At 64.3% G+C, this 25109-nt stretch carries 24 protein-coding genes and 1 pseudogene; 9 read left to right on the top strand and 16 right to left on the bottom strand.

Annotated features, from left to right (window positions below; genetic code table 11):
• Positions 1 to 8 precede the first annotated feature (8 nt).
• The 4 genes from ACKLLE_RS01370 to ACKLLE_RS01355 all read right to left on the bottom strand — a co-directional run bounded on the left by ACKLLE_RS01370 (position 9) and on the right by ACKLLE_RS01355 (position 3975).
• Positions 9 to 749, bottom strand: coding sequence for an EboA domain-containing protein (locus tag ACKLLE_RS01370; RefSeq protein WP_420056514.1), 741 nt, complete (start codon positions 747 to 749; stop codon positions 9 to 11).
• A complete protein-coding gene (locus ACKLLE_RS01365; RefSeq protein ID WP_420056513.1) occupies positions 746 to 1633 on the bottom strand; it encodes a UbiA family prenyltransferase in 888 nt (295 codons plus the stop codon). The genes ACKLLE_RS01370 and ACKLLE_RS01365 overlap by 4 nt, the downstream gene beginning before the upstream one ends.
• Positions 1630 to 3516 (bottom strand): 3-dehydroquinate synthase, encoded by a 1887-nt coding sequence (locus ACKLLE_RS01360; RefSeq protein ID WP_420056512.1) that lies wholly within the window; start codon positions 3514 to 3516, stop codon positions 1630 to 1632. The genes ACKLLE_RS01365 and ACKLLE_RS01360 overlap by 4 nt, the downstream gene beginning before the upstream one ends.
• A gap of 186 nt (positions 3517 to 3702) precedes the next feature.
• Positions 3703 to 3975: a hypothetical protein gene (locus ACKLLE_RS01355; protein ID WP_420056511.1), complete on the bottom strand. Its 273-nt coding sequence runs from the start codon at positions 3973 to 3975 to the stop codon at positions 3703 to 3705.
• A 134-nt stretch (positions 3976 to 4109) separates the two neighbouring features.
• Here ACKLLE_RS01355 and ACKLLE_RS01350 point away from each other — a divergent pair, with 134 nt between their 5' ends.
• Positions 4110 to 5216, top strand: a complete 1107-nt coding sequence (locus ACKLLE_RS01350; protein WP_420056510.1) for a Gfo/Idh/MocA family protein — start codon at positions 4110 to 4112, stop codon at positions 5214 to 5216.
• A gap of 43 nt (positions 5217 to 5259) precedes the next feature.
• Here the strand turns inward: ACKLLE_RS01350 and ACKLLE_RS01345 are convergent, their stop codons facing one another.
• Positions 5260 to 5724 carry a hemerythrin domain-containing protein gene (locus tag ACKLLE_RS01345; RefSeq protein WP_009405377.1) on the bottom strand — a complete coding sequence of 155 codons (465 nt, stop codon included), beginning with the start codon at positions 5722 to 5724 and terminating at the stop codon, positions 5260 to 5262.
• 96 nt (positions 5725 to 5820) lie between these two features.
• Positions 5821 to 7575: a glycoside hydrolase family 15 protein gene (locus tag ACKLLE_RS01340; protein ID WP_420056671.1), complete on the bottom strand. Its 1755-nt coding sequence runs from the start codon at positions 7573 to 7575 to the stop codon at positions 5821 to 5823.
• Positions 7576 to 7772: 197 nt separating this feature from the next.
• Here ACKLLE_RS01340 and ACKLLE_RS01335 point away from each other — a divergent pair, with 197 nt between their 5' ends.
• The gene (locus ACKLLE_RS01335; protein WP_420056509.1) at positions 7773 to 8828 is read left to right on the top strand and encodes a M28 family peptidase; all 1056 of its coding nucleotides are present in this window, start codon (positions 7773 to 7775) and stop codon (positions 8826 to 8828) included.
• Here the strand turns inward: ACKLLE_RS01335 and ACKLLE_RS01330 are convergent, their stop codons facing one another.
• A complete protein-coding gene (locus tag ACKLLE_RS01330; RefSeq protein WP_009405380.1) occupies positions 8829 to 9686 on the bottom strand; it encodes an SDR family oxidoreductase in 858 nt (285 codons plus the stop codon). It lies immediately after the preceding gene.
• A 171-nt stretch (positions 9687 to 9857) separates the two neighbouring features.
• On the opposite strand from ACKLLE_RS01330, the gene ACKLLE_RS01325 reads away from it, so the two are divergent.
• Positions 9858 to 10382 (top strand): hypothetical protein, encoded by a 525-nt coding sequence (locus tag ACKLLE_RS01325; RefSeq protein WP_420056508.1) that lies wholly within the window; start codon positions 9858 to 9860, stop codon positions 10380 to 10382.
• A gap of 175 nt (positions 10383 to 10557) precedes the next feature.
• Here ACKLLE_RS01325 and ACKLLE_RS01320 read toward each other — a convergent pair.
• Both ACKLLE_RS01320 and ACKLLE_RS01315 read right to left on the bottom strand, forming a co-directional pair.
• Positions 10558 to 10851, bottom strand: a pseudogene (locus tag ACKLLE_RS01320) (short chain dehydrogenase); the annotation flags it as partial.
• Positions 10852 to 10865: 14 nt separating this feature from the next.
• On the bottom strand, positions 10866 to 12068 hold the full coding sequence (locus ACKLLE_RS01315; protein WP_420056507.1) for a zinc-dependent alcohol dehydrogenase: 1203 nt from the start codon (positions 12066 to 12068) through the stop codon (positions 10866 to 10868).
• A gap of 141 nt (positions 12069 to 12209) precedes the next feature.
• Between ACKLLE_RS01315 and ACKLLE_RS01310 the strand changes: the two genes are divergently transcribed.
• Positions 12210 to 12851 carry a dTMP kinase gene (locus ACKLLE_RS01310; protein ID WP_420056506.1) on the top strand — a complete coding sequence of 214 codons (642 nt, stop codon included), beginning with the start codon at positions 12210 to 12212 and terminating at the stop codon, positions 12849 to 12851.
• Here the strand turns inward: ACKLLE_RS01310 and dapA are convergent, their stop codons facing one another.
• Entirely contained in the window at positions 12852 to 13715 is an 864-nt protein-coding gene (gene dapA, locus ACKLLE_RS01305) for a 4-hydroxy-tetrahydrodipicolinate synthase (RefSeq protein WP_420056505.1), read from the bottom strand.
• Between the two features lie 753 nt (positions 13716 to 14468).
• On the opposite strand from dapA, the gene ACKLLE_RS01300 reads away from it, so the two are divergent.
• A complete protein-coding gene (locus tag ACKLLE_RS01300; protein ID WP_420056504.1) occupies positions 14469 to 15290 on the top strand; it encodes an NADPH-dependent oxidoreductase in 822 nt (273 codons plus the stop codon).
• A 49-nt stretch (positions 15291 to 15339) separates the two neighbouring features.
• Here ACKLLE_RS01300 and ACKLLE_RS01295 read toward each other — a convergent pair whose 3' ends face one another.
• Complete coding sequence (locus ACKLLE_RS01295) at positions 15340 to 15828, bottom strand: DoxX family protein (RefSeq protein WP_420056503.1); 489 nt, start codon at positions 15826 to 15828, stop codon at positions 15340 to 15342.
• Between the two features lie 91 nt (positions 15829 to 15919).
• Positions 15920 to 16219 carry a DUF2790 domain-containing protein gene (locus ACKLLE_RS01290; RefSeq protein WP_420056502.1) on the bottom strand — a complete coding sequence of 100 codons (300 nt, stop codon included), beginning with the start codon at positions 16217 to 16219 and terminating at the stop codon, positions 15920 to 15922.
• A 131-nt stretch (positions 16220 to 16350) separates the two neighbouring features.
• Here ACKLLE_RS01290 and ACKLLE_RS01285 point away from each other — a divergent pair, with 131 nt between their 5' ends.
• The 3 genes from ACKLLE_RS01285 (at position 16351) to ACKLLE_RS01275 (ending at position 18640) form a co-directional block, all read left to right on the top strand.
• Positions 16351 to 17259, top strand: coding sequence for a LysR family transcriptional regulator (locus tag ACKLLE_RS01285; RefSeq protein ID WP_420056501.1), 909 nt, complete (start codon positions 16351 to 16353; stop codon positions 17257 to 17259).
• Positions 17260 to 17419: 160 nt separating this feature from the next.
• Positions 17420 to 17716: a GIY-YIG nuclease family protein gene (locus tag ACKLLE_RS01280; RefSeq protein ID WP_420056500.1), complete on the top strand. Its 297-nt coding sequence runs from the start codon at positions 17420 to 17422 to the stop codon at positions 17714 to 17716.
• Between the two features lie 309 nt (positions 17717 to 18025).
• A complete protein-coding gene (locus ACKLLE_RS01275; protein ID WP_420056499.1) occupies positions 18026 to 18640 on the top strand; it encodes a class I SAM-dependent DNA methyltransferase in 615 nt (204 codons plus the stop codon).
• 62 nt (positions 18641 to 18702) lie between these two features.
• On the opposite strand, the gene ACKLLE_RS01270 is transcribed toward ACKLLE_RS01275, so the two are convergent.
• The 4 genes from ACKLLE_RS01270 to hflK (ACKLLE_RS01255) are packed head-to-tail and all read right to left on the bottom strand — an operon-like array spanning position 18703 to position 24674.
• Positions 18703 to 20652, bottom strand: coding sequence for a heavy metal translocating P-type ATPase (locus ACKLLE_RS01270; RefSeq protein WP_420056498.1), 1950 nt, complete (start codon positions 20650 to 20652; stop codon positions 18703 to 18705).
• Positions 20653 to 20665: 13 nt separating this feature from the next.
• Positions 20666 to 21694, bottom strand: coding sequence for a protease modulator HflK (gene hflK, locus ACKLLE_RS01265; RefSeq protein ID WP_420056497.1), 1029 nt, complete (start codon positions 21692 to 21694; stop codon positions 20666 to 20668).
• Complete coding sequence (gene hflC, locus ACKLLE_RS01260; protein WP_420056496.1) at positions 21691 to 22689, bottom strand: protease modulator HflC; 999 nt, start codon at positions 22687 to 22689, stop codon at positions 21691 to 21693. The genes hflK (ACKLLE_RS01265) and hflC overlap by 4 nt, the downstream gene beginning before the upstream one ends.
• Positions 22686 to 24674 carry a protease modulator HflK gene (gene hflK / locus ACKLLE_RS01255; RefSeq protein ID WP_420056495.1) on the bottom strand — a complete coding sequence of 663 codons (1989 nt, stop codon included), beginning with the start codon at positions 24672 to 24674 and terminating at the stop codon, positions 22686 to 22688. The genes hflC and hflK (ACKLLE_RS01255) overlap by 4 nt, the downstream gene beginning before the upstream one ends.
• A gap of 213 nt (positions 24675 to 24887) precedes the next feature.
• On the opposite strand from hflK (ACKLLE_RS01255), the gene ACKLLE_RS01250 reads away from it, so the two are divergent.
• On the top strand, positions 24888 to 25103 hold the full coding sequence (locus ACKLLE_RS01250) for a hypothetical protein (RefSeq protein ID WP_420056494.1): 216 nt from the start codon (positions 24888 to 24890) through the stop codon (positions 25101 to 25103).
• The last annotated feature ends 6 nt before the right edge of the window (positions 25104 to 25109 follow it).

Raw genomic sequence — 25109 nt, 5'->3', positions numbered from 1 at the left:
AATGCTGTTCAGGGCCCGGCGCAGTGCGCCTGCCACTCCGCCGGCAAGCGGCCTTGCCGGTGCAGGTCCGCCAGACGCTGGCGCTGGGCCGGTTCAAGCAATTGGAAGGCAATCAGCCGCGGCAGGCTGGCCGGCACGGCACGGTTGGCGGTCAGTTGCTCGTCCATCAGGTCGAGGGCGAGCTGGTTGAGTTCGGCGCCGCGGCGTTGCTCGATGCCGATCACCCGGCCAGCGTCGAGCCCCATGCCCAGGGCCTTGAGCAGCAATTGCTGGAACGCACGCTCGGGGTAATGGCGGGACGGGTAGGGGTTGTCGAGGGCGAGAGCAGCGAATACCCGCGGGTTGCTGGTGCGTCCGGCCAGCAGGGCCAGGTCCACGCAGGCGCCCTGGCTATCGAGCCAGTCCAGGGCCTTGAGCAGGGCGATTTTTTCCTCGTCGTCGCCCCACAGGAACAACTGCTGCAGCAAGGCTGGCCGGGCGTGCGCGGGATGGGCCCCGCTGACCTGGGCCAGCAGCAGCGCACGGGCCAGCTCGATCGAGTCCCGGCCCTCGACGCCGGGCACTGCCTGGCGGCGCAGATGACGCTTGCACTGGCTGCTCAGCATCGCCGCGCCGTTGGCGTCCGCGGTTTGCCCGAGGCGGTTGCGCGCTTGCAGCCACCATTGCTGCTCACTGATGTCGAGCAGCGCTGTCAGGGCCTGGTTCCATTCGGCCAGGCCGGTGTCGCGCAGGGTCACGTCCATGCTCATGTCGGTTTGATCCAGCGTTGCAGGCGAGGAAGCAGGAAGAACACCAGCACGCACAGCAGGCTGCCCACGGGCTGGTTGGCCACCGCCATCACCAGCGCGTCGAACAGCGGCAGTGCTGCCAGGCCTGCACCGATGAAGGCGCGGACCTTGAGGCGCCGAGGGTTGGCCAGGTGCAGCCAGTAGTGTCGGCCCAGCCAGCCGAGCCAAAGCAGCAACACGGGCCAGAACCACAGGGTTTCGGCGTACACCGCCAAGGCCAGCGGGCTGAGCATCAGCAGCAGGGGCAGGCGGCTGACCAAGCGGTTGCGGTGCTCCTGGCTGGCCAGGTAGGTCAGGCCGCTGATGTAGACACCCAGCAGGATCGCGCAGAGCCAGATGGGCTCGGGCAGTACCGCCAGGCTGGCTGCGGCGCACAGGTACAGTGCCGAGCGACAGGCGCCCATCAGCCAGACGCTGTGCACGTATTTCTTATGCAACAGGTTGTAGCCGAGGATGCAGCCGACCAGCAGGGTGACGCTGCCCAGCAACCAGCCAGGCTGTTCGATCAACCGGCTCAGGCCCAGTGCCGAAGTGCCGGCCAGGGCCAGCAGCAGCCACGAGGCGACGCGCACCTGCTGGCGGCTGACCAGGCCAAGGGTGATCGGGCGCGGGTTGTTGTGCTGTCGATCCCAATCCGCATCCAGCAGGTCGTTCAATAGCATGCCGGCCAGGTACAACAGCGACAGGGTCACCAGTAGCAGGATCCATACCAGCGCTGACGGTGGTGCCAGGGCGCCGGCGCTGCTGGCCAGGAGCGCAGCGGCCAGGCAATTGGTCCACACCGTGGGCAGGTTGGAGACCCTGCCGAGGGTCATCCAGGCCTTGAGGTTCGGTGCCTGGCTCATTGCGCATAGCCCTCGTGCAGGTGGAAGGGCGATGCACCAAGGACGGACAGCCGAAGCAAGGCCTGCTCCATGATGCGGTCGTCGATTTCATGCAGGTCGATGCAGCCACCGATGCGGTCGAGCATGGGGATCGACAGGCGCCCCCCCAGATGCTGGCGGAACTCTTCCAGCCCCAGCAGCACCAGGGAGCGCCCCTGCGCATCCTTCAAACCCAGTTCCGGCGGGCACAGGTCGAAACCCAGCCGTTGCAACAGGTTGATGATCCGTTCGCTATCGGCATCGCCGAGCAGGCCAAGGGCATTGGCGTACAGCGCGTCGAGGGCCATGCCCACGGCTACCGCTTCGCCATGGCGCAGGCGGTGCTGGCCGAGTTTTTCCAGTTTGTGCGCGGCCCAGTGGCCGTAGTCGAGCGGGCGGCCATTGCCACGTTCGAAGGGATCGCCGGCGCCAGTGATATGCGCCAGGTGCAGTTCGGCGCAGCGGCGAATGGCGTGGCGGCTGGCGGCAGGCTCGAAGCGGGCGAGCTCGTCTACCTGTTGCTCCATCCACTGGAAAAACGTCCCGTCCTTGATCAACGCCACCTTTACCGCTTCGGCCAGGCCGGCGAGCTGGTCGCGGCGGCCGAGGCTGGTGAGCAACTGGAAGTCGTTGATCACCGCATTGGCCGGGTAGAAGGCGCCCAGCAGGTTTTTCTGGCCGAAGGCATTGATGCCGTTCTTTACCCCGATACCGGCGTCGTTCTGCGCCAGCACCGTGGTCGGGATGCGGATCAGGCGAATGCCGCGGTGGAAGGTTGCGCAGGCATAGCCCACCGAATCCAGCAGGGCGCCACCGCCCATGGCCAGCACATAGCAATGACGGTCCAGGCCGTGGTGCAGCATGTCGGCGTACAGCTGTTGCACTACCTCGTCGGTCTTGCTCAGCTCGCCGGCGGCCACGCTGATCGGCGCGGCCTTCAGGTGCAGGTCGGCGCTGCGGGCGCTGAACCAGCTCGAGATCTGCCCCGCAAGCTGCGGGTTGCATTGCAGCAGTTGTTGGTCGGCAAAGATCAGCACGGTCACCCGGCCATGCTGCCCGGCGGTCAGCTGCTGGCGCAGGCAGTCATTGCCCGGGGCGAACAGGTGATCGGTGAACAGCACCGGGTAGTCGTAGCTGACGGTGAAACGCCCACGCAGCGCGTGCTCTTGGGCTTGCCCGCGCAGTTTCTTCGCCAGGCCATGACCGGCCATGAACAGCCCGGGCAGGACCATGCCGGCGCACAGGGTGACCAGCAGCGCATTTTGCTCTGCCAGGAAGCTGCCCACGGCGCTATATGCCAAGGCATACGCCAAGGCCAGGCCGGCATTGGCCAGGGTGGTGACCAGGACGAAGCGGCGCAGCGGGTAGCGCTGCATGCCGGCAGCCACTACCGAGGTTTCCGCCAGGACGGGGACGCCGCGCAGGCAGATCAACGACAGGGTGCCGAGCGTGCGGCCAAGCTGCCCCGGCTGACGACGATGCAGCCCCAGGCGACCCGCGAGCATGCGGAAATACCCGGCGCCGAGGGCATACCCCAGCCAGGCGCCGAGGCACAGGCCGAGGAAAATCACCAGGTAACCGCCGGTTTCGCCCAGCGCGGCCACGGCCAGCAACGCCACCACGCTTGATGGCACCGGCAGCACCACGTCGAGCGCCAGCAGGGCGATCAGCAGCAGGGCCAGGTTGGCTTTTTGCGCGGGCGTCTCGGGGAGGTACGTCTCGAGGTGGGTGAGGAAATCCAGGATCTGCTGTTCGAATGCCAGGAAGCTGGCGATCACCAGCCCCGAAAAGCAAATCACCGATACCCAGAAGGGGTCGGCATACACCCGTTTTGCGGGTGCACGACGCCAAGGAGCGCGCTTCATCAAGCATCCCTCTTGATAGTGTTGTAACTGATGTCCGTTTCAGTGTTTTGAGGCTGAGCGTCAGTGCTCGGAAGAAAAAAGGTCTCCGGGAGCGGGTGATATTGTTTTGATGGCTAATTTGACGGTTGTCACAAACTTAGCCGGTCGCCGGGCTTTTGCAAGGCGCCGGCTGAACGAATTGCCGACTTAGGTGTCGGCGGCTTTCGCAACGGTTGCCTCGGCATCCATCCGGGTGTTTTTCTTCCAGCCACGCAGGTTCATGGCGCACAGGCACACCTGCAACGCGATCAACGCCCAGGCCTGTGCCTGCCAGCCCCATAGGGCCCACAGCAGGTTGCTGGCGATAAAACAGCAAAAGCCGAGCTTGCGGCGTCCCGGGCGGCGCGAACCGATGCACCAGGCAGCCAGTACGGTCAGCGCCATGGCCGGCCAGTCCAGCAGGTCGATCCAGTATTCCATCCGATAAATCCCTCTGTGGTACCTTTCGATGTGTGACTGAATGGCCCGGAGCGCGGTTCAAGCAAATTTATGGAACCGCTCTGGGCTGCGCCTTGCCAACACTTCTGCGTGTCAAAGACTACAAGGAGGGCAACATGCCCAATGCAGAAGGCAAGATTCGATATGGCGTGGTGGCGGGCGGCTCGATTTCCCAGGGTGCGTTCATGCCCGGCGTCGGGCAGACCGACAACTCGGTAATGACTGCGCTGGTGACCGGCGATCCACAGAAGGCCACGAAGCTGGCCGACCGATACGGCCTAAAGGCATACGCCTACGAGGACTACGCCGCGTTGCTGGCCTCAGGCGAGGTCGATGCGCTGTACATCGCCACCCCGAACTTCCGCCATCGCGAGTTCGTGGTACCGGCCCTGGAGGCGGGGATCCACGTACTGCTGGAAAAGCCGATGGCTACCAGCGAAGAGGACTGCCAGGCGATGATCGCCGCCGCCAAACGCTCCGGGGCCAAGTTGATGATTGCCTATCGCCTGCATTGCGAGCCGGGCACCCTGGACATGATCGGTCGGGTCCGCGCCGGTGATTTCGGCGACCCGCGGCTGTTCACCTCTACCTTCACCCAGACGGTCAAGCCCACCAATCACCGGGCGCACAGCGGCTTCGGCGCCGGCCCGGTGCCAGACATGGGCCCCTATCCGCTGAACATGGTTCGCCAGTTGTTCAACGCCGAGCCGATCGAAGTGTCGGCCATCGGTGTCCATTCACCCGGCAGCGCCGTGGACACCTGGGATACGGTCACGGTCAGCCTGCGGTTTCCGGGGGAACGCCTGGCGCAGTTCACCCTGAGCTACTGCCTGCCCGACAGCGAGCGTTTCCAGTTGCTCGGCACCAAGGGTGAGATCGAAGCGTCGCCTTGCTTCGGTTATGGGGAGGGTGTAGCGATCAGTTACCGTGCCACCCTGGACGGCGAAGCCCGAGAGCAGGTGCACCCGGTGGTCGATCAATTCGCCGGCGAAACCGCGTATTTCTCCGATTGCATCCTGCAGGACCGGCAGCCGGAGCCCGATGGCGAAGAAGGATGGCGGGACGTGCGGGTGGTGATGGCGATCGAGAGGGCATTGCAAAGCGGGCAGCCGCAGCGCCTGGAGCCGCTGGAGTCGAGGCGCACTGCGCAGCGTGAGCAGCGTCGGGAATTCCCGCTGGCGCAGGTTCCGCCCTTCATCGATACCGAATCGCCTACGCAGTAGGGCTCAAGCCTGCGCGCCTGGCGGGGCGCGCAGGCATGTTGCATCAGGCCGCGCGCTGCTCGCCCTTGAGCAGCTTCTTTTGCATCTCCATGGCCTGGCCCAGTTCATCGAGCTTCGCCTTGCCCAGCAGCTTCTTCGCGGTCGGGAACAGCTCGCTTTCCTCTTCCTCGATATGGTGCTCGAGCAACTCCTTCATGACCTTGACCCGCCCGGCGAACTCCACCGTTCCGGGTTCGGTTTCCAGCAGGTCGGGAATCACCAGGGAGTCGACGGTACGGTGTTCTTCCTTGGCTTCGTAGTACATCTTCGCCTCTTCCTTGCCGCCGGCCTGCTTGATGGCCGGATAGAGGATTTCTTCTTCCAGCTGGGTATGGATCTGCAGTTCCTGCTCGATGCGGTGCAGCAGCTCGGCGCGTTTCTTGACGGCGCGCTCGGTAGTGGAGGACAGCTCCTCCAGCAGCTTTTTCACCAGTTCATGGTCCTTGGTCAGCAGCTCGATAGCGTTCATGGATTCACCTCTTCATGGGCTGGATAAACACGGTCTTGCACAGGGGTGGAGCCGGGTTCAAGCGAAAGGGTTCAATGCCGATGATGGCCGGCACGATCAACGTTGCGGCCCCTGGCCGCCGATGGCCAGTGCGGCGCGCAAGGCTGCCAGGTGGGTCAGGCCCTGGGGCAGGTTGCCGAGGAAATGGCCCAGCCCGGGATCGATCATTTCCGAGTAGATGCCCACGCCGTGGGCAAGGCCCGCGAGCGCATCGTGCAAGGCGGACCGGGCGCGCTCGTCCTGGCCGAGCAGGGCCCAGGCCTCGATCAGCCAGAAGGTGCAGGCCAGGAAGCACCCTTCCTCCTGTGCGGCCTGGCTGTAGCGATAGTGGAAAGCCCCGGCGCCGAGCTCTTCATGGACCGCGTCCAGGGTGCTGCGCAAGCGTTCCACCGACGGGTAGCCGAAGCGCACGGCCAGGGCCACGGATGCATCCAGGCGATCACTGTCCGGGTAGAACAGGTACGCCTGGCGCGCCTCGCTCCAGCAGTGCTTCTCGATCCACGCCCGGACCCGCTCGCGTTCGCGCTGCCAGCGTTCGCGGCAGGTGGTCGGCAGGTGCCCGCCATCAGCCAGTTCGATGGCCCGGCTCAGTGCCTGCCAGCAACTGATCTTCGAGGTGGTGTAGTGGCGGCTTTGCTGCAGCTCCCAGATCCCGGCGTCCGGCTGACGCCAGCGGTCCGCGCATTGGTCGGCCAGGCGCGAGAGGATCATGGCGCTGGAGGTGTCGAGGATGTTGCCGCTGTCGATAAAGCAGCGCGCGGTCTCGAAGATATCGCCGTACACCCCGTGCTGGAGCTGGTCGCGCGCGTCGTTGCCGACCACTGGCGGGGAGTTCTTGTAGCCGGGCAGGTCAACGGGCCGCACGCACTCGCCCAGGGCGCCATCGAGTGTGTAGAACACCCGCGGCCCGTGCTCGCCGAGGCGGCGCAACAACCAGGTGAAGGCCGCCTTGGCCTCCGGCTGTGCACCGATGCCGATGAAGGCTTCGATGGTGTAGCTGGCATCCCTGATCCAGGCGAAGCGGTAGTCGTAGTTCTTCAGGCCACCGATGCGCTCGGGCAACGACGTGGTCGCCGCCGCCATGATCGAACCGCTGGGCGAGGACAGCAGCAGTTTCAATGCCAGGGCATTGCGTACCACCGTGGACCTGTACGGTCCGTCGTAGTGCAGGGTGGTTGCCCATTGCCGCCATTCGCGGTCGGAGCCGTCGATACGCTGGTCGATCAGTTCCAATGCCGGTACCACCAACGGCTCGTTGTGCCCGGCGATCAGCGCGAGCACGGTTTTCTCGCCCTTCGAGACCCGGGCGCGGGCCCTGACGCCGAGATCGTCCTTGCGCTGGATGGCCAGCCGTTCGTCATGCAGGAACAGCCCGAGAATGTCGCCGGCATAGAACACGCAGCCATTGTCGTTCGACGCCAGGTAGGGGCTGACGGTGTCGGCCTGGGTGCCGAAATCGATGGCGACATCGAACTCGAGGCTGCCTTCCAGGCCTTCGATGCGCCGCGCCAGTTCGGCCCAGGGCAGGCGCCCGGCCGGGCCGCTGTTCAAGGATTCGACCAGGCGCGCGCGGCCGCTGGGGGTGATGAACAGGGTTTCCAGCACGTTGCTGTCGGGCAGGTAGCGCCGCTCGGTGCGAAAGGCTCCGCAGGGGGTGATCGCGAAATAGCCGCCAGTCCTGGGCGACAGCAGGCGGTCGAACAAGGGCGGCGAGTCCATGTGCGGCACGCACCACCAGTCGATGGAACCATCCAGTCCGATCAGCGCCACCGAGCGGCCATCGCCCAGCGCCGCATATTCCTCCAGCAGCAGCCAGCCGCCCTGGTCGCGTCGAGGTTCGCCGTGTTGGGTGTCAGGGGTCGAGTCTGTGGTCACGGTGCGGCCTCTTGAACGGTGGGGTCTGTTTCTGGGACAGGCCGGCGAAGCCGGGAGTTCGTCCGGAATCAGGCTGAACGCGCTGCCGCGCGCGGCGGTCAACCGCAGCATCGACGCACAAGGGAGCTGCAAGGGTGGATATCGCCACGCTATTGGAAGAACTGCTGGCCGCTCGTGGGCCCGGTGGCCAGGAGGACGAGGTGCGGGTGATCTGCCAGCGGATGCTGGAGCCGCTTTGCGATGAAACCCGCATCGACGAGGCCGGCAACTTGGTCGCAGTGATCCGTGCCGGGGGCGACGCTGACCCTGCCTCATCGATCAGGGTCATGGCGCATCTGAACGAGATCGCCATGATCGTCAAGAACGTCATGCCCGACGGCACCCTGCAAGTGCTGGCGCTGGGCGGCGCGCAGCCGATCAGCTTCGGGGTCTGCCCGGTGGATATCCTTGGCGACCGCCTGGTGTGTCCCGGAGTGCTGTCCTACGGGTCCATGCATAACAGCGGAAACAGTGCCAACGGGCGTGACGTGCTCAAGGGGGCGGTGCAGTGGAAGGATGTGCATGTCGTCACCCGCCAGACCAGGGCGCAGCTCGAAAGCGCCGGGGTTCGCCCTGGTACACGTGTGGTTTTCAGCCAGCACTGGCGCAAGCCTTTCCGCGTAGGGGACTGTATTGCAGCGCACTTTCTCGATGACCGCGCGCCGTTGGTCGCGGTCATCGAATGCGCCAGGCGCCTGGTCGAACGGCGCGAGCAACTGCAGCAGGATGTCTGGTTCGTGTTGACCACGATGGAGGAGGAATCCAATGCCGGTGCCATGTACGCCGCTTCATGGCTGCCGGGCAACACTACCCTCGCCGTCGAGGTCGGGCCTGTACTCGATGAGTACGGCACGCGCCTGTGCGCCGACCCGATCGTCAATACGGGTGACCAAAAGGGCTATTACAGCCGCAGCGTGGTACAGGGCTTGCTCGCGGCCTGCACGCGGGCAGGGTATGACCCACAGGCGGCGCTATTGGTAGATTTTGCCTCGGATGCCAGCGCGGTGCTGAGCAGCGGCATCGATGCCCGCGCGGGCTGCATCGCCATTCCTACGGAAAATACCCACGGTTTCGAGATGGTCGTGATGGACGGCATAACAGCCTGTGCGGCCAGTCTGGTGGAATACCTGATCCGGCCGCAGGCCGGTTGATCAGAGAATCGGCTTGCCGCCCGTCACCGCATAGCGCGAGCCCGAGATATAGCTGCCTTCGTCCGAGCCGAGCAGCACATAGATCGGCGCCACCTCGACGGGCTGGCCCGGACGGCCAAGCGGTGTTTGCGAGCCGAAGTTCTTCACCGCGTCTTCAGGCATGGTCGCCGGGATCAGCGGCGTCCAGATCGGACCCGGCGCGACGCTGTTGACGCGGATGCCCTTGCTGCCGAGCAACTGCGCAAGGCCTGCGGTGAAGTTGGCGATGGCGCCCTTGGTGGTGGCGTAGGCCAGCAGGGTCGGAGTCGGGTCGTCGGAATTGACCGAGCTGGTATTGATGATCGAGCTGCCGGCAGGCATGGACGGCAACGCGGCCTTGCAGATGCGGAACATGGCGGTGATGTTCACATCGAAGGTGCGCACCCATTCCTCGTCGTCGATGTCGTCCAGGCTTTCCCGGGTCATCTGGAACGCAGCATTGTTGACCAGGATGTCGATGCGGCCGAACCGGCCCACGGTCTTCTCGACGATATCCTGGCAGTGCGCCTTGCTCGCCAGGTCGCCAGGCAGCAACAGGCACTGGCGCCCGGCAGCCTCTACCCAGCGTGCGGTTTCCTGGGCATCTTCATGCTCGTCAAGATAGGCGATGGCCACATCCGCACCTTCGCGTGCGTAAGCGATCGCCACGGCGCGGCCAATGCCGCTGTCGCCGCCGGTGATCAGGGCGATCTTGTCCTGCAGGCGACCGCTGCCGGTATAGCTTTGTTCGCCGCAGTCGGGGTATGGCTCCATCTTGCGCTGCGAGCCGGGGACGTCCTGGGGTTGGGTGGGGAAAGGCGGGGTAGGGTAGTCGTGCATGGCGATTCTCCTTCGATCGATAAGGCTGATATGGATTCGAAAGACAGGGCCGTGCAGGGTTGAGGTGGATCCCTGGTCGGTGCGACGAGCGGTCCTGTGCCGCGATTCCACTGAATCTTTATGCCGTGCCTGGTTCTACCGCAGACGTTCAAATGCCACCGGGAGCATCGAGTGCCGCGCATCATCACCCCGTCCACCCCCGAACACGAGATCAACGAGCGCAATGCCATGATGTTCGGTTCGCCCAAGGAACGCCTGGATTTCTACCGCCGCGAGATTCAGTACGAAACCAGCATCCTGGCCAACCGCACCGACGCCTACCTCACCGCGCAATCGTTCCTGGTGATCGCCTTCGTGTCGTGCATGGGCAACCTGAATCCCGGCTGGGGTCCGAGCTTTACCCTGATGGTCGCGCCGTTCCTGGCATTGCTCGGCGTGTTGAGTTCACTCAATGCCTGGCCGGGCATCCATGCGGCGTTCAAGATCATCGAGCATTGGCAGCTCAAGCAAAGCCATCTGCTGCGCAGCGAGCCGATGATGGGCCTGGCCTATGACGAGTCGCCGCTGTTCAGCGAGGCGGAAACCTCGCGGGTCGGGCATCGCAAGTCGCTGCTGTTTTCCCTGCGCACGCCGTGGATCTTCCTGGTGTTCTGGATCGTGCTGGGCAGCTACTCGGTGTATATCCAGATGGCCTGAAGGAATACGGGGCCTTGCCGGCCCCGTATCGATCGATGCGGCTTCAGTACCTGCGACGCCTCAGCGTTGCCAGGGCAACGCCGCCCAGCAGCACCATCGCCCCGGCCAGCAGCAGGCCCGGCGCCTTGTGCAACTTCGGTGAAGCCTGTTCGACGGGCTCCCAGCCGTCCTCCGGTTCGACGAAGGCCGAAGCCTCCACCAGCGTCACCGGCAGCACGGCACCGTCTACCAGGGTCAGGGCAAGGTCGCGGATCTCCCCGGCGACCCGGTCCGGAAACACCGGCTCACCCTCGGGATCGAGGCTGTCGTAGATGAAGCGGGTGCCCTCCAGCCAGCCCACTGCCGTGAGCAGTTCAGGGCCGAGGTAGTACTTGCCATCGAGGAAAAACCCCGGGAACTGGTGGGCGCGTTCGATGCTTTCCACCTGGTAGCGTTCGCCGGCCTTCATGCCTGTTGCTGGATCGATCATGGTTGCGTTCTCCTTCATACGTAATCCGTGCCCAGGGTTCCGGCCGCCGCACCCGGCACCAGGATGACCTTGCGGCAGTCATCCTCCTTCTGGTCGAACATCTTGTAGCCCAGCGCCGCTTCTTCCAGGGCCAGTCGGTGGGTGACGATCATTTCCGGTTGCAGCCGCCCGGCCTCGATATGTTCGAGCAGCTCCGGCAGGTACTTTTGCACGTGGGTCTGGCCCATCTTGAAGGTCAGGCCCTTGTCGAACGCATCGCCGAACATGAAGCCGTGGATAAAGCCGGCGTAGACCCCGGGCACGCTGACCACGCCGCCGCGGCGCACCGCAGCGATGCACTGGCGCAGCGCCTTGCCGCTGCTGGTTTCGATCTTCAGCGCGGTGAGCACCGTTTCGGTGGTGCTGCCCTTGGCTTCGAAACCGACCGCATCGATCACCGCGTCCACCCCGCGCATGCCCGGGGTCTGGCGAATGATGCTATCGGCCGGGTCGTCGTCCTGCTCGAAGTTGATCGGGATCGCCCCGTAGGCTTCACGGGCGTAGGCCAGGCGATAGTCGTTGTCGTCGACGATGAAGATGGTCTGGGCGCCGAGCATGCGCGCGCAGGCTGCGCTCAGCAGGCCAACCGGGCCTGCACCGTAGATGGCCACCGACGAACCCTGACCGACGCCCCCGTTGATTACGGCCTGCCACGCGGTGGGCAGGATGTCGGAGAGGAACAGGACCTTGTCGTCGGCCAGGCTGGTCGGCACCTTGAACGGCCCGACGTTGCCCTTGGGCACCCGCACGTAATCGGCCTGCCCACCCGGAACCCCGCCATACAGGTGGCTGTAGCCGAACAGCGCTGCGCCTGGTGGAATGGCTTTTTTGTTGATGATGGCGCCACGTCCGGTGTTGGTGGTCTCGCAGGCGGCGAACAGGTCATGGTTGCAGAAGAAGCAACTGCCGCAGGCGATCACGAACGGGATCACCACCCGGTCGCCGACCTGCAGGTTGGTCACCGCGCTGCCGGTGTCCTCGACGATGCCCATGAACTCGTGGCCGAAGATGTCGCCATGCTCGGTTTCGGGGATCTTGCCGTGGTACAGGTGCAGGTCCGAGCCGCAGATCGCGGTGGCGGTAACCCGCAGGATAATATCGTCGGGCTCGTGTAGTTGCGGGTCCGGCACGGTATCCACTCTGACGTCGTTGGCGCCGTGATAGGTCAAAGCTCTCATGCGCTGTCACTCCCTTGGTGGTGGTACGGTCTATTCAGGGGAAGCCGGCAGGCGGGGCAAAGTTCACACGGATTGATCGGAGGTGCGCCGCAGCGGGCCGCGGCCTGTACAATCCGGCGTCTGTACGCTGCGAGATTCAGCATGTCCTTTATTCGTCCAATGCTGGTGTCCCTGGATGGCCCCAAGGGAACTGGCAAGACCACGCTACTGGAAGCCGTCACCCGGGTACTGAGGTGCGACGGCCGAAAGGTGATCCGCCTAAGCGAGCGAAACAACGATCCCCACCGGGCCGAAACCATGGCGCTGGTCAATCGGCTCGCCCGGCACCCCGACGCGGACCTGGAGCTGGAGGTATGCGAACGCCTTGCAGACAGCCGTGCCTGGATTTCCCGGCAGGTCCTGCCGGGGCAACCCGCAGGCAGCATCATCCTGATGGACCGCTGGTACCCGTCCGAGGCGGCATTCCGGCGCAGGGTGCCGTTTGCCGAGGTGTTGCGGATCAACCTGGAGCGCGGCGTACAGGTGCCGGACCTGGCGGTGGGCGTGCTGACCGATCCGCAGGTGTCCTGGGCAAGGGCAGCGTCGCGCACGCGAGGGCTGGGGAGCACCGTCATCCTCAGGCTGGAGGAGCATGTCGCCGCTACCCGGGCCTTCGAGCAGGCGGCGCTGCAGCAGGGATGGTACCTATGCCGCAACGAAGGGACGGTGGAGGAAGCGACCCTGGCGGTGGTGGCTGCGATACGCCGGATAGCACCACCGTCAAGGCTGCAAGACCACCCCTGATTAGAGCAGCGCCGCAAGCACCGTTTGTAGGCGTCCGAGGGTTTGGGCACCGCTGGGCTGCATGGGTTCGCGCAGCTCGTTGGCGATCAGACCCTGCACGCTGAGCGCTGCCTTGACCACGGCGGGATTGGCTTCGCAGAAGGCGGTCTGGATCCACGGCAACAGCCGATAGAACACTGCCCGGGCCGCGCTGACATCACCTTCGTCCATATGCCGCATCATCTGCACGTAGAGGTCTGCCCGGACATGTGCCGAGGCGGAGATGGCGCCGGCACCGCCCAAGGCGAGATGGGTGAAGATCTGCAGGTCTTCGCCGGCCAGCACCTGGGCATGACCATCGCCGATCAGGGCCAGGGTGGTTTCGATATCGCCACCGCAATCCTTCACCGCCACGATATTCGGGTGACGCACGATCCGGCGCAGTGTCTCCCGCTCGATGCGCACGCCGGTGCGATAGGGAATGTCATAGACCACCAGGGCAACGGACGCGGCATCGGCCACGGTCTGGAAGAACGACTCGATACCCTGCTGCGACGGTCGGATATAGCACGGCGCCGGGACCAGCAGCCCGGCGATCTGGCGCTGCTGGATTTTCTCCTGGAAGGCCAGGACCTCCTGCAGGTTGTAGCCCGACAGGCCCATGATCAGCTGATGCGGCTGGGCGACCTGCAGCACCGCATCCAGCACCGCAAGCTGTTCGCCCTTGTCCAGGGCGGCGGCTTCGCCAGTGGTGCCGCACACCACCAGGCCCCGTGTGCCTTCGGCGAGCAGCTTCTTCGCCAGGCCTTGAAGTGCCTCGAAATCGACCTCGCCGGAACGGAAGGGTGTAGCCAGTGCAACCCAGATACCGCGCAAATCAGACATGCATTACTCCTCGGGTAGACCGAACTGGGCGCCAGAGGAGAGAAGGGGAATCAAGCGGGGGAGACCTTGCGCTATCTGTCCTGTCAGCTCATCTGACGGGACAGCGCCCCGGTCAAATGAGCGGCTGTTTCTTGGATTTCTTGGCAACGGACAGGCATGCGCTGGCCGGGGCGTGGAGGCCCTGGGCAGTAGGCATGTCGTCGTTGTTCAAGATCATGGTGGTTCTGTGCTGGAGAAAATGTTTCCCGATAATGCGCAAGGTCCGGCCGCTTAGTCAACACCCGAGCGGGACAGTGTCTGAGAACCGCGTTATGGCCACTGAGCGCATGCCGGGAGATCTTCAGCGCCCTTGAGATCGAGCGCCGCCCGCGCGGCGCATCGCGGGTGAACCCGCTCCCACATTTGTTGCAACGTGCCATGGCCTGTGAGATCTCCGTTGCCAGCCTTTGGATGTTCGGCGATCTACTGCGGGGAGGCTGTTGGGCTCGACGCGGTATCGCGTCGTACAAGCAATGCGATCACTATGGCCTGTCAGGCATAGGTACGTTGCAACAAATGTGGGAGCCGGCGTTGCCGGCGATGCGCCGCGCGGGCGGCGCTCGGTCTCAAGGACGCCGGAAAAGCCATGACGAGCACCTGCCAGCCCTGATGCGATCTACTGACGGGCCTTCTTACCTCAGATGAAACATTCCAGCCCAGCCCGTGTCCTGCGCGCAAATATTTGATAGCCTCCTATCATTTCGGAGGATTCCCATGACAACCAACGCCCAGTCAAAGCTCGCAGCACGCTATGGCGCGCAGGACATCGCACCGCTCGATGCCTGGAACGAAACCCTCGACCAGTTGCTTGATCATCGCAGCGTCCGCTCTTTCACCGATCAACCTCTGCCTGAAGGCACCCTCGAGACGTTGGTCGCCGCGGCGCAGTCCGCCTCCACGTCATCCAATCTCCAGGTCTGGAGCGTTGTGGCGGTGCAGGATGCCGGCCGCAAAAAGCGTCTGTCCGAACTCGCCGGCAACCAGGCCTATATTCACCAGGCGCCGCTGTTCCTGGTCTGGCTTGCAGACCTGTCCCGTGTCTCGCGTATCGCGGAGCAGCAAGGGGTTGAACTGGAGGCATTGCCGTACCTGGAAAGCCTGCTGCTGGGCACCATCGACGCAGCGCTGGCGGCGCAGAACGCCGTGGTTGCCCTGGAGTCGCTTGGGCTCGGGAGTGTCTATATCGGCGGCATCCGCAATGACATCGAAGGCGTCGCCAGGGAACTGGGGCTGCCTCCTCAGGTTTATCCGGTCTTCGGCCTGTGCGTGGGCTATCCCTCCACTGAGCGCCCGGCCAAGGTAAAACCGCGCTTGCCACAGCAGGCGGTGCTGCATCACGAAACCTATACGACCACCGGTGAGGAGCAGGTGCTCTCGGAATACGATGCGCGCCTGGGTGCCTTCTATCAACGCGAGGGCATGAAGGCGTCGGGCTGGTCGGAGCAGGTGGTCAGCAGGCTGCGTAATGTTTCGAGCCTGCACGGGCGTGAGGCGCTTCTGGGTGAACTGGCGCGGATGGGGTTCGGGCTGCGCTAGCCAGGGCGCTCAACCCTTCAGCGATGGTGATCAGGTCGGCTGTGATGCCTCAGAGTTCACGTCCGAAAAGGTGGTCCAGGGAATAACGACCGGCGCCGCGAAAGGCGATGTAGAAGAAGAGCACCGCCATCAAGACCGGATACTCCATGCCACGATCGATCCAGGGCCAGTTGGGGCCGAGAATGTAAGCGATGGCGGCCATTTGAACCGCCATCGCCGCCGCCAGTGCACGGCTGCCGAGGCCCAGGGCCAGCAGTACACCGCCGACGCCTTCGAGCAGCGCTACCAACAGGGCGAAGACCTCAGGAAACGGCAGGTGCAGCACCGTCTCGATCAGCCGGATGGAGGCGGCCATGGGGTCGGCCATGGAACCATGGGACGTGCGCAGCAGCTTGGGTAAACCATGGCTCAGCATGACAATGCCCAGGCAGGCGCGAAGCGACGCATAGGCCAGTGGTTCGCCACGCTGATAGAACCCGGCCAGAGCGGGGAACAGCAATTTGGGCGAGGCATCGACGTTGCGGACGAAGGGCTTCATGGGGGCGGTTCCTTGGCGAGTGGTCGTAGCGGTGATGATTGGATGGTCCCGGTGGCCGGTTGGCAGAAGTGCCGGGCATTGCGGTCCTCGATCAGCTGTTGCTGCAGGCCTTGGATAGCGCGCGGTAGGTAATGGCTTCGACGTTCCCCCGCGAATCGAGGTAAGTCATCCTGGCTTCCACCACCTGACAGAGGACGGTGTCAGGTACTTCGCTGGTGAGCACCTTGGTGACGTCCAGCGGCATGCCATAGTGGTACGCGCGGACTTCCATGGGTTGTTGTGAGGTGACGGCAAGCGCGCTTGCCGAGGTCAGCAGCGCCAGGGTGGCGATGGCAAGACCGATACCACGGGATGCGCCTGTAACCAGGGCCGTTCTTTTGACTGCACTCATGCTTCGCCTCCCATCAAGTTCGGGGCTGGTTTGTCCACTGCACTGGAAGACATTCTGTTTGGGTGTCTGGGCTGGATAAATCCCGACAATCTGGTAAGACTGTTCAGTCATTCAAAACAATCGACACGGTCATGGACAAGCTGGACACCTTGCACCTGTTCATCCGCATCATCGAACAGGGCAGTTTCACCCGGGCCGCTAACGCCCTGGATATTCCCCGCGCCACGGCAACCCTGGCGATCAAGGAACTGGAAGCGCGCCTGGGTGCCCGGCTGCTCGAACGCACCACCCGGCAAGTTCGCCCCACACTCGACGGCCAGGCCTTCTACGACCGGTGCAAGCGCATACTGGGCGACCTGGAAGAAGCTGAATCGGCGCTCAGCACATCGGCGGCCAATCCGCGAGGGCTGCTGCGCCTGGACCTGCACGGCTCCCACGCGTCGCAGATCATCCTGCCGCATATCCAGGATTTCCATCGCCGATACCCGCAGATCAAGCTGGCGATCAGCTGCGGGGATCGCCTGGTAGACCTGGTGAGTGAAGGGATCGACTGCGTGGTGCGTGCCGGTAATCCGCGCGACTCCTCGCTGGTGATCAAGCGCCTGGCCTTGATGCCGGAAGTCGTCTGCGCCAGCCCGTCCTATCTGGAGCGCCATGGCATACCTGTTTCTCCGGAAGCGCTCTCGGAACATCAGGCGGTAGGTTTTTTCGCCAGCAATCACGACATCCGCTATCCGTTCAGTTTCCTGGTTGACGGACAAGTGCAGGACTATGAACCGGGGGGCTGGATCTCGGTTAACGACGCAGAGCTCTACCGCACCTGCGCCCTGAATGGATGCGGGCTGATTCAAGTGTCGCGCTTCCGTGTCGAGGAATACCTGGCCTCCGGGCAACTGGTGGAAGTATTGGCGGACTGGCCAAGCCCTGGGTTGCCCGTTTCGGTGCTTTATCCCTATCACCGTCAGTTGTCGCCGCGGGTCAAGGTGTTTGTGGATTGGGTGTCGGGACTCTATGTCGAGCGTTTTGGGCCGCTGGGTTGAGGCGTGGGGGTCGATTGCTTATAGATGAGCGGGAGAGGGTGGACCACGGGAGTCAGAGAGAAAGTCACCACCAGCGATGGTCTTAGCTTGATACCACCACTGAATGCTCTTTTAACCCCTTCACCCTCGCTGTCCTTGGGCATTCAGTGAGGGCATCTACATGATCGCTATAACGCGCCGCCTGGAACCAATGGATCGTATCGACGAACTGGGTGACGCATCGGTGCCATTCTGGTTCGACGTGCATGCGATGGTTTTTTCGAGCAACGCACCCACGTTGGAAGCAAAGCTGCACGATCACTTTGCATCAGGCCGGCTCAACAATATCAATGGGCGCAAGGAGTTCTTTCGTGCGGACATTGCCGAGATCGGAAAAACATTCGAGAGAATTATGACGCTGTCGTCGAGTTCACTCATGAGGCGCCGGCAGAGCTGTATCGTGAAAGCCTTCGAATGACCGCAAAGGCTAAAAGACACAGGGACGACATACCGTGATCTATCAATTAATCATTAACCAAAGGCTCATCGAGGTATTCCAGGCCAAGGTCGAGGCAGAATCCAACTCCCTATGAACACGAAGACATAACTCGTTAAGAAAGTGGAGGCCAGGAGCTGGGTTGCCCAATCAGCGGCTTAGGCAGGTTATGAGCACTCATGATATGGCATATTATTTAACATAATATACATTATACGAACCTTCATGCCTTCCAATCACCCCAACCCTGCACTACATTTCAAACCCTGAATCGATCCAGGATTGCCATCCATGCCGCACCACCCATCCGCCGAGCGCATCATCGATCTTTACGAGCGCCATGCCCGAACCTGGAGTCGTCTGCGTGGCGATCGATTGATCGAACGCAAATGGATCGAACGTTTTCATTCACTGCTGCCTCCGTGCTCGGCCATCCTCGACCTTGGCTGCGGTTCCGGCCAGCCCGTGGCGCGCTATCTGATCGAAGCCGGCCATGGGTTGACCGGCGTGGATTCTTCGAGGCAAATGATCGCCTTGTGCAGCGAGCGTTTTGCCGGGCATCGATGGATTCACGGGGATATGCGCAGCGTAGCGCTGAACCGCCAGTTTGCCGGCATCCTGGCCTGGAACAGCTTCTTTCATCTGGCGCACGAGGACCAGCGTCGGATGTTCCAGGTGTTCAAACGCCACGCGGCGCCCGGCGCATTGCTGATGTTCACCAGTGGCCCCAGCCATGGCGAGGCCCTTGGCGAACTCGAGGGCGAGACGCTGTATCACGCCAGCCTTGATCCGCAGGAGTACCGGGCATTGTTGAAAGCCCATGGTTTCGTGGAGCTGGATCATGTTGCAGAGGATCCGGAAAGTGGCGGCCTGACCGTCTGGCTGGTTCGTGCCCTGCCGGACTGATATTCATCCGGCTTATAACTAAACTAAATGAATATTTAATTGAGTTATATAAACGCTAGCCCTCAAGACCCACTCTCCACGCCTGTCTCGTCGAACCGCAACAACCGCCCGGCATTCCCCAGCACCAGCAAGGTACTTAGGTTGTGCAGCAACGCCGCGATCATCGCGCCTGCTGCGCCGAGCAGGCCAAAGGCCGCTGCCACCACTATCGCCAGGGTCCAGCCGAGGCCGATCACCACGTTCCACTGCAATGTGCGCCGACATTCCCTGCTCAAGCGCACGCAGGTGCCCAGCCGGCGCAGATCGCCGTTGATCAGTACGATATCCGCCGCTGCCAGGGCAATATCCGCCCCGCCCGCCCCCATTGCCACGCCCACTGCACCAGCCTTCAGTGCCAGCGAGTCGTTGATGCCGTCACCCACCACCATGGGCCGGAAGCCGGCCTGCAATTCGCGGTTGACGTGATGCAGCTTGTCCTCGGGCAGCGCCTGGGCGACTACCTGGGTAATACCGGCCTGCTGCGCAACCGCTTCGGCAACGCTTTGCCGGTCGCCGGTCAGCAGCAGTTGCCGGTGCAGGCCCAGCTCACGCAGTTGCGCCAGTGCTTGCGGGGCCTCCTGCCGTAGCGTGTCGGCGAGCAGCAGCCAGGCGATGAAGCGGCGCTCCAGGGCGAGGCCGGCGATAGGGCCGTCGTGTTCCGGAATCGGCGGAATGGCGATGCCCAGTTGCGCGAACAGTTCCGGGCGACCCAGTGCGGCCTCTCCCCGCTTCGTCCTGGCAACCACGCCGAAGCCCTGGCGTTCATGCACGTCGCTCAGCGTCGGCAATTGCTGGTGAGGCACCAGGCGCGCCAATGCGCGGCTCACCGGATGACTGCTCGCTGCCCCGAGGCCGGCGGCCAGCTCGATGATTTCACTGTCCGGGTGTTCGCTGCCCGCCGGGATGATGCGCTGCAGGTGCAGCGAGCCATGGGTCAGGGTGCCGGTCTTGTCGATCACCAGGGACGACAGGTCCGCCAGTTCTTCGAGGAACGCCGAGCCGCGAATCAGGATGCCGTGCCGCGCCGCCACGGCGATGCCGGCAATCGCCGTGGCCGGAGCCGACAGCACCAGCGCGCAGGGACAGGCCGCTACCAGCACCGCCAGCATGGCCTGGGCGTCGCTGGTGATGAACCAGGTAGCCGCGGCGATCAGCAATACCAGGAGCAGGTAGCGACCGGCATATCGCTCAAGCAACCGGGTGATCGGCGGTTTGGCCTGCTCGGCGCGCTGCATCAGGGCAATCACCTTGCCCAGGGTCGAGTCGCTGCCGACCCGGCTGATGCGCACTTTCAAGAACCCGTCGAGGTTGATCGCGCCACCGTGGATGTCCGCTCCTGGCCCGACTTCCTGGGGCAGTGCCTCACCGGTGATCGGCGAGTTATCGAGGCTGGCCTGGCCTTCCAGTACCTGCCCGTCGGCAGGCACCCGGTCACCGGCGCGTATTTCCACCAGGTCTCCCGGTACCAGGCTGGCGTTGTCGACTTCGCGCACCTGGCCACTGGCATCGAGCAGGCGCGCCTGGCTGCGTGTCAGGCGTCCCAGGGCTTCGATGGCCTCCTGCGAGCCCAGCATGCTGCGCTCTTCGAGCACGTGGCCGAGGATCATGATGATCGGCAACAGTGCCGCAGTGGCCAGGTCACCGGTGGCCCAGGCGCCGAGCATGGCCAGGGCGATCAATTGGTCGGTGATCCCGTGCAGGCTCGGGTGCAGCAGGCTATGCCAGGCCGAGCGCAATACCGGCACTGCCACCAGCAGCGAGGCTATGCCGAGCAATACATCGGCCACGCTGTCCTGCCCCGGAGCCAGCCAGCGCCAGAGCAGGCCCAGGCCAAGCAGGCCCAGGGCGATCATGGCCAGGCTCAGTTGCCGCGCGGCCTGGCGGCGCTCGTCCCCGGACAGCAGGCCGGTGCCCAGATGCAGGTGGCCATGGTGGTGATGGTCGCGGCCGTGATGGTGGTGATGGGCGCTCATTGGAGTCCTTTGATCAAGGTTTGGGACCGTCGAGGATCAGACGACCGCTATCCTGCGGATCGACCAGGGTCACCGAGCCTGCTCGGGAGAGGATCGCCGGAACCCGCTCGCGATAGAGGCGCAGCATCAGGCCCGGGTCGTCCTGCTGACCGAGGCCGACGATGGTCGCAGTCGCGGCCTGTGCGCGGGACAGGCGTTCCCGCGCTTCGGCTTCGGCCACCTGCACGGTGCGGTCGGCGTTCTGCGTGGCCTCCTGCAGGCGCCGGGCGGCGTCGGTGCGGGCGCCGGCCACTTCCTGCTCGGCCAACTGGCTGGCCGTCAGTACCGAGTTGAAGGCATTGACGGCTGGCTGGGGCAAGGCCGATTGCACATCGACCCGGACCACCTCGATGCCCAGGTCGGTGCCGGCGGCCTTGAGCGCCGCCAGGCTGCGGTTGATGCCGTGCTGCAGGTCGCCACGCAAACGCTCGCGGCGTTCGGCAAGCTGGCTGTCGGTGCCGACCAGTTCGGGGCGGGCGACCAGGATGGTGTCCATGTCTCGCGAGGCGCAGATCTGCACGGCGTTGCGCTCCACCAGGCGATCAAGCGCCGTCTCGACATGAGTGCCCTGCCGCGTAAAGGCATAGGGTTCGTTAACCTGATAGAACACCCGCACGTCCAGTTGCACGATGCCGGCGTCACCGGTCAGCAGATAGCCGGAGCCGGCCGTGGCATCGCCGGCCAGCTTCACATCGTGATCGGCCTTGACCGCCGCTTCCGAGCGCAGCAGCAGTTCGACCCGGCGCTCGGTGACGCGCCCAGCCGATGGCAGCATCAGTACCTGCTCGAACGGCCGTGGCCAGGCCAGCAGCAGCCCGGCATTCTGGATGCGCTGCTCGGCGCCCAGGCGCAGGACCACCGCACGGCTTTCCGGGCCGATCTCGCGGACATTGCCGAACAGCCAGCCCAGCGCCGCCAGCAAGGTCACCCCGTACACCGCGATGAAACCGATGCGTCCAGCCTGCAGCCAGGGCGCGGCGCTCCCCTGCCCTCGCTTGCTCATGGCCTCGCTCCTGCTGGCGGACCGTCCACCAGCACGCGGAACGGCGCGGCGTCGGTGCGCAGGACCAGGCGCGTGGCCGGATTGACCAGGTTGTCCAGGGTATCCAGCGAGCGCAGCAGGTTGTACAGCTCGGGCGCACCGGCGTAGGCCTTGCCATAGATCTGTGCGGCCTGGACCTGGGCGCGAGCCTGGATATCCGCAGCCTTGACGCTGGCGTCAGCTTCGATGATGCGTGCATCGCGTTCAGCGGCGGAGCGGATCTCGGCGGCCTTGCGCTTGCCTTCGGCGGTGCGCTCGGTGGCGATGGTTTCGCGCTCGGCACGCATCCGGTCAACCGTCGCTTCCAGCGTGACCTTGGGCAGGGTCAGGCGCTCGATGCCCACTTGCACCACCTTGACCCCATAGGTGTCGCGCAACTGGCCAGTGATCTGTTCGCCCAGGCGCTGCTCGAAGGCGTCGAGGCGCACCTTGCTCGCATCGACGTTGACCAGGTCGGCCAGTTCGAAGCCGCTGGCGCTGGTTTCCAGCGCCGAGCCGACCAACGTGCGGATCTGCCGCGCGGCTTCGTCGGGCTGGTTCTGCACCGCGCGCATGAAGCGCTTGACGCTTTGCGGCGTGGCCTCCACCTGCCAGGCGATATAGGCCTGGACAATGATGCGCAGGCCGTCCCGGGTGCCGACGTCCTGCAAGCCGCTCGAAGTGGTACGCAGGCGCAGGTCCACCGGCACGGTGTTCTCCAACGGCAGCGGCCAGCGCCAGGCCAGGCCGGGCTCGAGCAGAACGCGTGCGGGGTTGCCGAAACGGGTCACTACCGTGGCCTCGCCGGTGCGTACCTGCACCAGGCAAGCGGCGGCGAGCATGACCAAAGCCAGTGATCCCGCCACCAGCAGGCGGCGCCAGGTCGGCCCGGTGGCGGCTCGTTCATGCGCGTGGTCATGGGCATGATCCTGGCCGCAGCCATGGGCATGGGAGTGATCGGCGTGATCGTGGCTCAATGGGCACGCTCCTGGTCAGGTCGGGTTGCGGGTTTGCCTGTGCCCGGGCCCGCAGTGGGGTCCACGGGGAATGCATAGCTGCGCAGGTCCAGGGTCGGGGCCTGCGCAGCTCCGAGGCGGTGGTCGATGATCAGGCTGCTGGCCTTGCCCAGGCCCTTGGCCAGATGGTCCAGGTACTGTTCGAGGACAAAGGCCTGTCCTGCCTGCTGCCAGGCGCTGCGTTCGGCGCTGAAGCGCAGCTCGGCGATTCGCGCCCTGGCTTCGGTTTCATGGGCGCCGGAGGTGGCCTGGTGGTCAAGGCCGGTCGCCTTGGTCCGCGCCTGGCTGTTTTGTTCGGCGGCTTTGCCACGGTCACGGGCGATCAGGGCCTGGGCGGTGATCTGTGCAGCCTGGACGCCGTGGTAGGCATTGGCCGCGCCGGCCGGCGGATGGATCGCCTCCACCGAGGTGACGAGCACCTGCACGCCGCTGTCCAGGCGATCCAGATCCGCCTGGACAGCCGCGCCTATGTCCTGGCCAAGCGCCTGCCGCTCGGCGCCGAGCACGCCATCGAGGCTCCGGCTGGCAAAATCGCGAACCAGCACACGGTTGGCGATGGTGCGCAGGAGCATGGCGACGTCGGTGCTGTGATAGGTCGCGGCCAGCGCGGCACGGTCGTCCAGGCCGATGCGATAGATGAAGCGCACGTCCATATTGACGATCTGGAAGTTCTGCCGGCCGCCGCCGTCGCCCGCGATAACCTGGGCATTCTCGCTGATATGGCTAGCATCCCACAGACGGTTCGCCGCGGCGGGCGCCGGGCCTTCCGCATCGGCCAGCGGGTCGGCCAGTGCAGCGTCGCCGCTGGTCGCCAGTTCGTGGACCTGGCCATTGTCGACCACCAGGACCCTGCCCAGCGGCCAGGGCAAACCGAGATGCAGCCCGGGTTGCCACACCTCGACCGGGTTGCCGAAGCGCTCGTAGATGCCGCGATTGTCCATCGCGATCTGCGTCACTCCGGTCAACAGCCAGCCCACCATGGCGACCAAGGCCAGCACCGGCAACGCGGCACGGCGCATGAAGTCGAAGGCCCAGACCTGACGCAGGTCGATGCCGAAACGCTGGTGCAGCTCGTGACGCAGGAACGCCAGCGGGCGTGGCGGCCATTGCAACAGGCCGCACACCAGGCTGCGGGCCAGCAGGCGTGGTTCCTGCCCGGCGCGCCTGGGGCTAAATACGGAAAACAGCGCGCGCAGGATCAGTTCCATGGCCAGGGCGCCCGGCAACAGGCCGGTCAGCACCGCAAGGCGTACCGGCCACAGCCGCTCGCCGCCTGTAAACAGCAGGCAGGCGATCGATAGCACCTGCACGGCCACCAACCAGCGGATCTGTGCCGCCAGGTCCGCGGCTTCCGGCCACACGACCGGGTTTTCGCTGGCCAGATGACGCTCCGCCACCACCAAGGCAAACGCCGCCAGGGCCAGCACACCGCCCGCGAGCCAGTGCAGTTGACCCGCCGCGGCCGGCGCCGGGAGGTCGAGGCGCCAGGCACTGGCGACCATTACCAGCGCCAGTACCGCCAGGCCTGCAAGCCACAGCGCTTCGCTGCCCAGGCGCTGCAACTGGCGCCGTCCTGCCAGGCCAATGCGCAACAGGCCACGTTCCAGTGCACTGAGGGGCGGATCGTCGGGATTGTCCGAAGCGCTCCACAGGGCCAGGCGCACGGCCTGGTGACCGATGGCTTCGGCGCGCCATCTGGCCACGGCCCAGGCTGAACGTCCTGCTGCCGCCAACAGCACCAGGGCCGCCGCATTCATGGCCAGCACCACTACCCATTGGCTTGCCGGATCGAATACGCCAATAAACAGTGCGCCGAGCCACAGCAGCGCCGCAGTCAATGTCGAGCCCTGGACCAGGCGGGCCAGGCGAAGGGTATGCAGGGAGGCTTGTTGAAAGCGCGGTGTTTCCTCGAACTGCCCGTCCGTGCTGGCTGATTTGGCGCTCATGTGAATACGGGAACTCCGGGAAGGCTTATCGACCGGTTCTTGGGGCTGGGTGCGCGGGTTATGTTATAGCGGAGCTTGTGAAAAAGTCGTGTTAATGTAACTAAATGATTCAAGTTTCATCTTCAGTTCAGAGACTGCAAACGGCAAGCAACCATCCGCCCATGCCAAGGGTCAAAAAATAAACCGAACCTAAATCTGCCAAGGAAATCTCCGATGAGTTTGCCCAACGAACCCCTACGGACAAGGCAATTACTGCAAGGCGCACGACTGGGCGACGCAATCGCTGCCCACCTTGAAGGCCTCAAGCGCCTGCAAGCCCAGGTCAGTTATATGACCAGGGCAGCAGAACACGTGGACATGCAACTGAGCACGATCGAGAACGATCTCGAACAGGTTCGCGCGCAGCTTGGCGAAACACCCCTCACTTGAGCCCTG

Source organism: Pseudomonas bharatica (assembly GCF_048586865.1).
GTDB classification, from domain to species: Bacteria; Pseudomonadota; Gammaproteobacteria; order Pseudomonadales; family Pseudomonadaceae; genus Aquipseudomonas; species Aquipseudomonas bharatica.
Note: the sequence above shows the minus strand (reverse complement) of the source record. Positions and strands in the feature narration are given on the sequence as shown.